At 31.0% G+C, this 6549-nt stretch carries 6 protein-coding genes; 3 read left to right on the top strand and 3 right to left on the bottom strand.

The annotated features are described in order from the left end of the window. Positions 1–154 precede the first annotated feature (154 nt). Positions 155–880, top strand: coding sequence for a (S)-benzoin forming benzil reductase (locus P2G10_RS11925; protein WP_275316809.1), 726 nt, complete (start codon positions 155–157; stop codon positions 878–880). Here the strand turns inward: P2G10_RS11925 and priA are convergent. Beyond that, the gene (gene priA / locus P2G10_RS11920) at positions 877–3324 is read right to left on the bottom strand and encodes a replication restart helicase PriA (RefSeq protein WP_275316807.1); all 2448 of its coding nucleotides are present in this window, start codon (positions 3322–3324) and stop codon (positions 877–879) included. The genes P2G10_RS11925 and priA overlap by 4 nt on opposite strands. 169 nt (positions 3325–3493) lie before the next feature. Here priA and P2G10_RS11915 point away from each other — a divergent pair, with 169 nt between their 5' ends. Continuing rightward, the gene (locus P2G10_RS11915) at positions 3494–4357 is read left to right on the top strand and encodes an alpha/beta fold hydrolase (protein WP_275316806.1); all 864 of its coding nucleotides are present in this window, start codon (positions 3494–3496) and stop codon (positions 4355–4357) included. A gap of 160 nt (positions 4358–4517) precedes the next feature. On the opposite strand, the gene P2G10_RS11910 is transcribed toward P2G10_RS11915, so the two are convergent. Continuing rightward, positions 4518–4736, bottom strand: coding sequence for a VF530 family protein (locus P2G10_RS11910; RefSeq protein WP_218772605.1), 219 nt, complete (start codon positions 4734–4736; stop codon positions 4518–4520). Positions 4737–4766: 30 nt separating this feature from the next. After that, on the bottom strand, positions 4767–5312 hold the full coding sequence (locus tag P2G10_RS11905) for a TlpA family protein disulfide reductase (RefSeq protein ID WP_275316804.1): 546 nt from the start codon (positions 5310–5312) through the stop codon (positions 4767–4769). Positions 5313–5450: 138 nt separating this feature from the next. Here P2G10_RS11905 and gcvT point away from each other — a divergent pair, with 138 nt between their 5' ends. After that, positions 5451–6533 carry a glycine cleavage system aminomethyltransferase GcvT gene (gcvT, locus tag P2G10_RS11900; protein WP_275316802.1) on the top strand — a complete coding sequence of 361 codons (1083 nt, stop codon included), beginning with the start codon at positions 5451–5453 and terminating at the stop codon, positions 6531–6533. Positions 6534–6549: the final 16 nt, after the last annotated feature.

Genomic DNA, 6549 nt, shown 5'->3' with positions numbered 1-6549 from the left:
GTAATGACGTATAGAATTCGTCATTGCAAACAAAGTGAAGCAATCTCTATTTCAATAAAATAAACTTTCCTAAAACTACTCTTTATTGTTTTGATATGATACATTACTTCACCATTTTTCCTCATAATAATATTTCATTTTGTATTTTTACTTTATGGATATAATTATTATTACAGGTGGTAGCAAAGGAATCGGAAAAGCATTGGCTAATAAATATGCTACAGAAAACTACAAAGTATATTCTTTGGCTAGAACATCTTCTGATTTAGCAAACGTAACAAATATTAATATAGACTTATCGAATCTTACAGAAACAGAAAACACTTTTAGTACTCTTTTAGAAGAAATTGTTAATACCAATATTTCCTCAATTACTTTAATTAATAATGCTGGACGTTTAGGTAAAATATCTAATCTAGAAAATTTAAAACCTATCGATATTTCCAAAACAATTCAGTTAAATACTACTACTCCAATTATACTATCTAGCCTATTTATCAAAATAACAGAACAATTAAGTTGTAAAAAACAGATTATTAATATTTCTTCCGGAGCTGCGAAAAGTCCATATCAAGGTTGGTCTATTTACTGCACGTCAAAAGCTGCAATTGACATGATGACTAAAGCTATTGCTACGGAACAAATTGAAGTAAAAAACGGTGTAAAATGTAATGCTATATATCCTGGCGTTGTAGACACCAACATGCAATCAGAAATTAGAAGTACTAATAAAACTGACTTTAATAGCTTACAACGTTTTGTTGATTTAAAAGAAAATAACGAATTATATACGCCTGAATTTGTAGCTGAAATTATTTACAAAGTAGATACCGAAAACCAATTAAAAAGCGGAGATATTGTTGATATTAGAGATTTTTAATAAGCATCTACATCAATAATAAAACGGATTGGTCTAAAATCTTTTATCCCTTCAAATGTATTTCTTACTTTTTGCAGTTGCTCTTTTGTTTTTGCCAACGATTGTTTTGGCGGAATTTTTATAATCAAGTTTTTAATATACAAATTACGAACACGAGAAACTGCCGGAGCTGTTGGACCCAATACATTATCCTGAAAAACAATTTGTAATGATTTTGCCAACCAGTTTACGCCGTTTTCTACACGATTGTAATCTTTGTGTTTCAACGTAATTTTTATCAATCGAAAATATGGCGGATATTTAAATTGCCAACGTTCTTGTAGTTGCTCCTTATACATCTCAGCATAATTTGTGGAAGAGACCTGCTGTAAAATTTGATGATACGGGTTATACGTTTGTATCGCAACCTTACCTTGCTTTTTGCTTCGTCCTGCCCTACCCGATACTTGTACCATTAATTGATAAGCTCTTTCGTGTGCTCTAAAATCTGGGAAATTCAACATCGAATCGGCACTTAAAACGCCTACTAACGATACGTTTTCAAAATCTAATCCTTTCGATAACATTTGTGTACCAACTAAAATATCAATTTCCTGGGCCTCAAAAGCACCAATTATTTTTTGATATCCATATTTACCACGTGTCGTATCTAAATCCATTCTTCCGATTTTATACTTCGGAAAAAGTTCTTTTAATTCTAATTCAATCTGTTCGGTTCCAAACCCTTTAGTATCTAGAGTTGCGCTACCACAAGCACCGCAACTATTTGGCATTGAACGTTGATAGTGGCAGTAATGACATTTTAATTCACGTCGGAATTTATGAAACGTTAAACTCACGTCACAATTTGGACATTCGGGAGAAACACCGCAAGTTGTACACTCTACGACAGGTGAAAATCCACGTCGGTTTTGAAATAAAATCACCTGTTCTTTTTCTTCTAACGCCTCCGTTATCATTTTTAACAATCGGTCAGAAAAATGACCTTTCATTTCCTTTTTTCGATGTTTTTCTTTTACATCAATCAACTCAATTTTTGGTAATTGAATATTCCCAAAACGTCTTGTTAATTCTACAAAACCATACTTATTTTGTTTCGCGTTATAATAACTCTCTAAAGACGGCGTTGCAGAGCCTAACAATACTTTTGCTTTATGTAAATGACCTAAAACTACCGCTGCATCTCGTGCATTATAACGTGGCGAAGGCTCGAATTGTTTGTACGAACTTTCGTGTTCTTCATCAACAACTATTAACCCTAAGTTAGAAAAAGGTAAAAACCCTGATGATCTTGCACCTAATATTATTTGTGCTTTCGGCTTATTCTCTAACACGTTATTCCAAACTTCTACCCTTTCATTCATAGAGTATTTTGAGTGGAATACTGATATAAAGCTTCCAAAATAACGCTGTAAACGCGTAATTATTTGTGTTGTTAAAGCTATTTCGGGTAATAAAAACAATACTTGCTTGCCTTCCGCTATAACCTCTTTTATCAGTTTTACATATATTTCTGTTTTCCCTGAACCGGTAACTCCGTGTAAAAGTGTTACATTTTGAGTTTCAAAAGAAGTTTTTATTTCATTAAAAGATTGCTGCTGAAATTCGTTCAGTTCTTTTATTTCATTGGTTTCACCTTTAAAATTAATTCGATCTGTTTGAATTTCATAAAACTCGAAAATCTCTTTATCCACCAATGCTTTTAAAACTGCTGATGAAGTGCCCGATTTATCTTCTAATTCCTTACTCTTTATTGGTTTTTTAGAAACTGATAATTGAAAATAAGTCAATACAGCTTCTCGTTGTTTTTTTGCTCTAGAAAGCTCTTCTAACAAATTCTGCAAAGCTTCGTTTGAGGTATATTTCGAATTTAAACGAACATACTTGACTAATTTCGGTTTATATGTTTCGTAAATTTCCTCTTTAATAAAAGCGGCTTCTTTGTTTATCAATCCATCGATAATTGGCAAAACTGTTTTCTTACCTAAAATATCTGCTACCTGGTGAATAGTTATTTGCGAATGATGCTGTAGTGCTTCAAAAATTAAAAACTCTGAATCTGTTAAACTTGTTTCATCAGTAAAAGTTTCGTTTTTGTAAATAATCGTTTCACTTTCCAATAAAAAAGCAGATGGTAATGCTGCTCTGTAAACATCTCCTAAAGAACACATATAATAACTAGAAATCCATTCCCAATGTTTTAATTGACGCTCCGTTACAATAGGTTTTTCATCTAAAATTTGATGAATGTCTTTTGCCTCGTATAATTCTGGTGCATTTTGATGAATGTTAAACACCAAAGCAGTGTAAATTTTACTTTTACCAAAAGAAACAGCTACTCGCATTCCTTTTTTCAGGAATGAAAACTCTGCCTCATTTACCGAATATGTAAATGTTTTTTTTAACGGAATTGGTAATATGACGTCGATGAAATATGGTGTCACTTCGAGTAATTTTATGATTGAAATGAATAAAGTTATATCGAGAAGTTTTTTTTCAGTTCTCTATATAATTTTAATTTTCTCTTATCTGTTCAAATAAATTTTACTCGAACTGACAAAATCAAAACTACACAAAAATCACTACATTGTAAACAGAAAAATAAAGGTATTTATGACTTCATTAGAATGGAAAGCAAAAGGAAATATTATTAGAGTTAATAATCGAGATATTTTTGTTATTGATGAAGGAAATCATGAGAATACATTAATCATTTTACATGGATACCCAACATCTTCTTTTGATTATTATAAAGCGTTGCCTTATTTAACTAAAAAATATCGAGTGATTATTCACGATCATTTAGGCTTTGGTTTTTCAGACAAACCTTTAAATTATTCGTATTCTTTAATTGAACAAGCCGATATCGCTTTACTTTTATGGAAAAAACTAGCTTTACAAAACATAACTCTATTAGCACACGATTACGGAACAAGTATTGCTACCGAAATTATTGCGCGTGCCAATATAAATCAAGCAAATATTACGATAGATAAATTGATTTTATGTAACGGAAGCATGCATATTGAATTGGCTAAACTAAGAACGATTCAGAAATTATTAAAAAATAAAATTACAGGAAAATGGGTTGCTAAATTGGCGAATCAAGCTCTTTTTAATCGAAATATAAAGAATATATATTTTGATAAATCTAAAGTTTCTAAATCCGAGTTAAACGAAATGTGGTTTCAAATTAATTATAATAATGGTCGGAATGTGATTCACTTATTAAGTAATTATATTAACGAGCGTTATTATTTTTGGCATCGTTGGATTGGTGCTTTAACACAAACCAACATCGAAACAAAAATTGTATGGGCAACACACGACCCTATTGCCGTAAAAGAAATTGCTGAGTTGTTGCATAAAGAAATACCTAACAATACATTATTATGGCTACAAAACACAGGACATTTCCCTATGTTAGAAAAACCAAAAGAATGGAGTGAATTGGTTTTAAAAGACGAAATTATTTAGCTTTTAAATGAAATTTATTTATGATTACCCGTTATTAACGATAGACTGAATACGTCAACCTGAACTTGTTTCAGGTTCTCTTAACAAACGACAAGCTTCATGTCAGATGTGATTCCGAAATAAATTCGGAATGATGCTAAAAAAAGAAATATGACTTAAATTAACTAATATACTCTAAGTACAATGCTTCTACTTTAGTTCTTGCCCAAGGAGTAGTTCTTAAAAACTTTAAACCAGATTTGTAAGTAGGATTATTTTTAAACGCATTTATCTTTAAAATTTCACCTAATTCTTCCCAACCATATTCTAAATATAATTCTTCTAGCATGGTGGCTAATTTTATTCCGTGAAGCGGATTATTTGGTTGTTCTTGGCTCATAATATATTAAAAAACACAAAAGTAAAGTTTCTACTTGATTAATTCGTCTAATAATTCTCTAACTTTAGTACTATTCCAATTAGCTGGTCCTTTTTTATCGGTAACAATGTTTCCTTTTTTATCAATAATAAAAGTAGCAGGAATCGAATTACTTTTTAATTGCCCAGGAACTTTACTCAAGGTATTATAAGTAGGTAAATTATAACTATTTTTAATGTAAAAATCATCAATAACAGTCCAGTTTTCATTACTTACAAAAACAAAGGTTACTTTGTCTTTATAATCATCATATAATTTTTGAATACTTGGCATTTCTGCAATACAAGGAGGACACCAAGTTGCCCAAAAATTTATGAAGACAACCTTATTTTTGGTTTCATTAAAATCAATATTCGCCGTATTTAATCCTTTTAAGTTCCAGTTATAATCCGTTAATTTTTCTTGCTTATCATCAGTAATAACCGAAGGCGAAAAAGAAATCAACCGTATAAAATATACTTTCGTTGGCGGATATAACAATAAACCGATTATAATTACAAATACAATATTAGAAATCGTTTTTTTACTAAACTTCATTACTACTTATTTAAAGCTTATCAAATGTACTACTCTTCTTGATAATTTACTTCTTAAAATATTAAATTGAATGACACTATTTGTTTGTCATATTTTCGATATTTTAGCAGTACTTTTTATAAAACAAACAACTTTAAAATGAAAAATACTGCATTAACACATATTCATGAAGCTTTAGGCGCTAAAATAGTTCCGTTTGCGGGTTACAACATGCCTGTACAATACGAGGGTGTAAATATAGAACACGAAACCGTAAGAAAAGGTGTGGGTGTTTTTGATGTAAGTCACATGGGTGAATTTTTCTTAAAAGGAGAAAATGCTTTGGCTTTAATTCAGAAAATAGCCTCTAATGACGCTTCTAAATTAGTTCCTGGAAAAGCACAATATAGTTGTATGCCAAATGCAGATGGAGGAATAGTAGATGATTTAATCATTTACATGATTGCCAAGAACGAATATATGCTAGTAGTAAATGCTTCTAATATTGAAAAAGATTGGAACTGGATTTCTAAACACAACGATTTAAAAGTTGAAATGGAAGATCGTTCTGATGATTGGTCTTTATTAGCTATTCAAGGTCCAAAAGCTGTTGAAGCTATGCAATCGTTAACTTCAGTAAACTTATCTACTATTAAGTTTTATACTTTCGAAATTACTGATTTTGCAGGAATTCCAAACGTAGTTGTATCAGCAACAGGTTACACTGGTTCTGGCGGATTTGAAATTTATGTTAAAAACAAAGATGTAGAACAACTTTGGAAAAAAGTTTTTGAAGCTGGTGCTGATTGGGAAATTAAACCTATTGGTTTAGCAGCTCGTGACACTTTACGCTTAGAAATGGGATATTGTCTATATGGTAATGATATTGATGATACTACTTCTCCTTTAGAAGCTGGTTTAGGTTGGATAACCAAGTTTACCAAAGACTTTGTAAATGCCGAAGCTTTAAAAGCACAAAAAGAAGCCGGTGTTACTAAAAAATTAGTAGCCTTTGAATTAACAGAACGCGGTGTTCCTCGTCATGATTATGAAATAGTTGATGCTGATGGAAATAATATAGGTAGAGTTACCTCTGGTACAATGAGTCCTTCTTTAGGAATAGGAATTGGCTTAGGATATGTAACGAAAGAACTTTCTAAAGTAGATTCTGAAATTTTTATTCAGATTCGTAAAAAACAAATTCCTGCAAAGGTGGTTAAATTACCTTTTTACAAAGGATAGTTTTAAATAAATAGCA

This window comes from Tenacibaculum bernardetii (genome assembly GCF_029125915.1).
Taxonomy (GTDB): domain Bacteria; phylum Bacteroidota; class Bacteroidia; order Flavobacteriales; family Flavobacteriaceae; genus Polaribacter; species Polaribacter bernardetii.
Note: the sequence above shows the minus strand (reverse complement) of the source record. Positions and strands in the feature narration are given on the sequence as shown.

Bases quoted from the DNA above. Each gene is read 5' to 3' on its own strand.
- P2G10_RS11925 (WP_275316809.1), top strand. From the start codon at position 155: ATGGATATAATTATTATTACAGGTGGTAGCAAAGGAATCGGAAAAGCA.
- P2G10_RS11915 (WP_275316806.1), top strand. From the start codon at position 3,494: ATGACTTCATTAGAATGGAAAGCAAAAGGAAATATTATTAGAGTTAAT.
- P2G10_RS11910 (WP_218772605.1), bottom strand. From the start codon at position 4,736: ATGAGCCAAGAACAACCAAATAATCCGCTTCACGGAATAAAATTAGCC.
- P2G10_RS11905 (WP_275316804.1), bottom strand. From the start codon at position 5,312: ATGAAGTTTAGTAAAAAAACGATTTCTAATATTGTATTTGTAATTATA.
- gcvT (WP_275316802.1), top strand. From the start codon at position 5,451: ATGAAAAATACTGCATTAACACATATTCATGAAGCTTTAGGCGCTAAA.